Below are 1,976 nucleotides of genomic sequence, written 5' to 3' on the forward strand. Positions count from 1 at the left end.
CCTCGCCATAAAAGCGTTCAGATCAAAGTTCGGGTGTCACCACTTCATCTCACCCTTTGCCACCTTGGCACTCAGTTCCAGGGAACTGTCTTCCCCCAGGTCCGGATAGCGTAGTTTCATGGCAGCGATCAACGCGGCGGAATCCTTGGCCTTGGCGGTTTCTTCGTCGAAGGCCTTGATGTAACCGGCGGTAAAGCGCACCGGAGCCAGGGAGCGAGCGCTCTCGCCCAGGTAATGGCCTGGAATCACGGTGTTAGGTTGCAATTTTTCAATGCCCGCCAGCGTCGCCAGCCAATCCTTGTGGGACTTGGGCGTCTGGGTATCAGCCATCCAGACATGAATGTTCTCCGCCACCACCACGCCACCCACCACCGCCTTGATCGATGGAATCCACACGAAACTGCGATCCGGTTGCGGCCCCTTGAGGCCGATGACCTGCAAGCGCTTGCCTTCCAGCGTCAGGCTGTCGCCCTTGAGCACTTGGGGCACGAACGTCTTGGACGGCGCATCGCTCTTCAGGATCGGCCCCCAATATTTCAACTTGCCGTCGGCAGTGGCCTTGATGTGCTCCACGGTCGGGGCGGATGCGAGGACTTTGGCGTCAGGGAAAGCGGCCACCAGGGTTTCCAGGCCGAAATAGTAATCGGGGTCGCCGTGGCTGATGTAGATCGTGGTCAACCGCTTGCCGCTGGCGCGGATTTTTTCCACGACCTGCTCGGCCTGGGATTGGCCAAATTGAGCGTCCACCAGAATCGCCTCTTTTTCGCCACTGACCAATACCGAAGTCACCGGAAAGATCGCCGCCGCGCCGGGGTTGTAGACATCCAGCGTCAAGTCGACGGCCCAGGCCTGGGCCGTGAAGGCCAGCACAGCAGTCGCCAGCAACAAGCGTTTGATGGGGGTGAAACCGGTCATGAGGTGCTCCGTTGTGCAAAGGCCCGCAAGGGAATGAACGGAGCTTAGTTGCCAAACTCATTACAAAAAATGCGATGCTGGAACATAGTTTGTTTCTGAAATCGGGCAGATCATGGATCGTCTACAAGCAATGCGGGTGTTCGTCACCGTGGTGGACCTGGGCAGCCAATCGGCGGCGGCCGAGCACCTGGACCTGTCGCGGCCGGTGGTGTCGCGCTACCTGGCGGAACTGGAGGATTGGGTCGGTGCCCGGCTGATGCACCGCACCACGCGCAAGCTGAGCCTGACGGCCGCGGGCACGGAGACCCTGCCGCGCTGCCGACAGATGCTGGAACTGTCCGGCGACATGCAAGCGGCCGTCAGCACGCCGGAAGACGCCCCACGGGGCCTGCTGCGCGTCAGCGCCAGCCCCTCGTTCGGCCAATCCCAATTGGCGAGCGCGATTGCCGAATACGTCCAGCGCTACCCAGGCGTGAGCGTTGACCTGCAAATGCTCGACCGCACCGTCAACCTGGTGGACGAACGCATCGACCTGGCGATCCGCATGAGCAACGACCTCGACCCGAACCTGATCGCCCGGCGCCTCACGGTCTGCCGCTCGGTTATTTGCGCCGCGCCGCGCTACCTGCGGGAACATTCGACACCGCAGCGAGTGGAAGACCTGAGCCGGCACAACTGCCTGACCCATTCCTACGTCGGCAAGAGCCTGTGGCATTTCGAGCAGGACGGCGAACAGGTTTCGGTGCCGGTGCAAGGCAACATCAGCGCCAACGAAGCCAGCACCCTACTCCAGGCCACGATAGCCGGCGCGGGCGTGGCGATGCTCCCCAGCTACCAGGCCGGTCCCCATATCCAGAACGGCGAACTGGTGCGCCTGCTGGCCCACGCCGAGCCCCGCCGGATGAACATGTACGCGGTGTACACCTCACGCAAGCACATGCCGTCGGCGCTGCGCAGCTTGCTGGATTTTCTGGTGCTCAGGTTTCCCGAGACGCCGGAGTGGGATGTGGGGTTGTAGCTACCTCTGCGGGAACCTTTGTGGGAGCGAGCTTGCTCGCGAT

Annotated in this window: 2 protein-coding genes; one reads left to right on the forward strand and one right to left on the reverse strand. The window is 62.0% G+C overall.

Annotated elements, in window-relative coordinates; all coding sequences use genetic code 11:
- Window positions 1-36: 36 nt before the first annotated feature.
- The gene (locus OC610_RS26515) at window positions 37-915 is read right to left on the reverse strand and encodes an MBL fold metallo-hydrolase (protein ID WP_264432164.1); all 879 of its coding nucleotides are present in this window, start codon (window positions 913-915) and stop codon (window positions 37-39) included.
- Between the two features lie 112 nt (window positions 916-1,027).
- On the opposite strand from OC610_RS26515, the gene OC610_RS26520 reads away from it, so the two are divergent.
- The gene (locus OC610_RS26520; RefSeq protein WP_264432166.1) at window positions 1,028-1,933 is read left to right on the forward strand and encodes a LysR family transcriptional regulator; all 906 of its coding nucleotides are present in this window, start codon (window positions 1,028-1,030) and stop codon (window positions 1,931-1,933) included.
- Window positions 1,934-1,976: the final 43 nt, after the last annotated feature.

Origin of the sequence: Pseudomonas agronomica (assembly GCF_025917275.1) — a bacterium.
GTDB lineage: Bacteria > Pseudomonadota > Gammaproteobacteria > Pseudomonadales > Pseudomonadaceae > Aquipseudomonas > Aquipseudomonas agronomica.

What these genes read in the sequence shown, in the direction of transcription:
- OC610_RS26520 (WP_264432166.1), top strand. Translation starts at nt 1,028, where the DNA reads ATGGATCGTCTACAAGCAATGCGGGTGTTCGTCACCGTGGTGGACCTG.
- OC610_RS26515 (WP_264432164.1), bottom strand. Translation starts at nt 915, where the DNA reads ATGACCGGTTTCACCCCCATCAAACGCTTGTTGCTGGCGACTGCTGTG.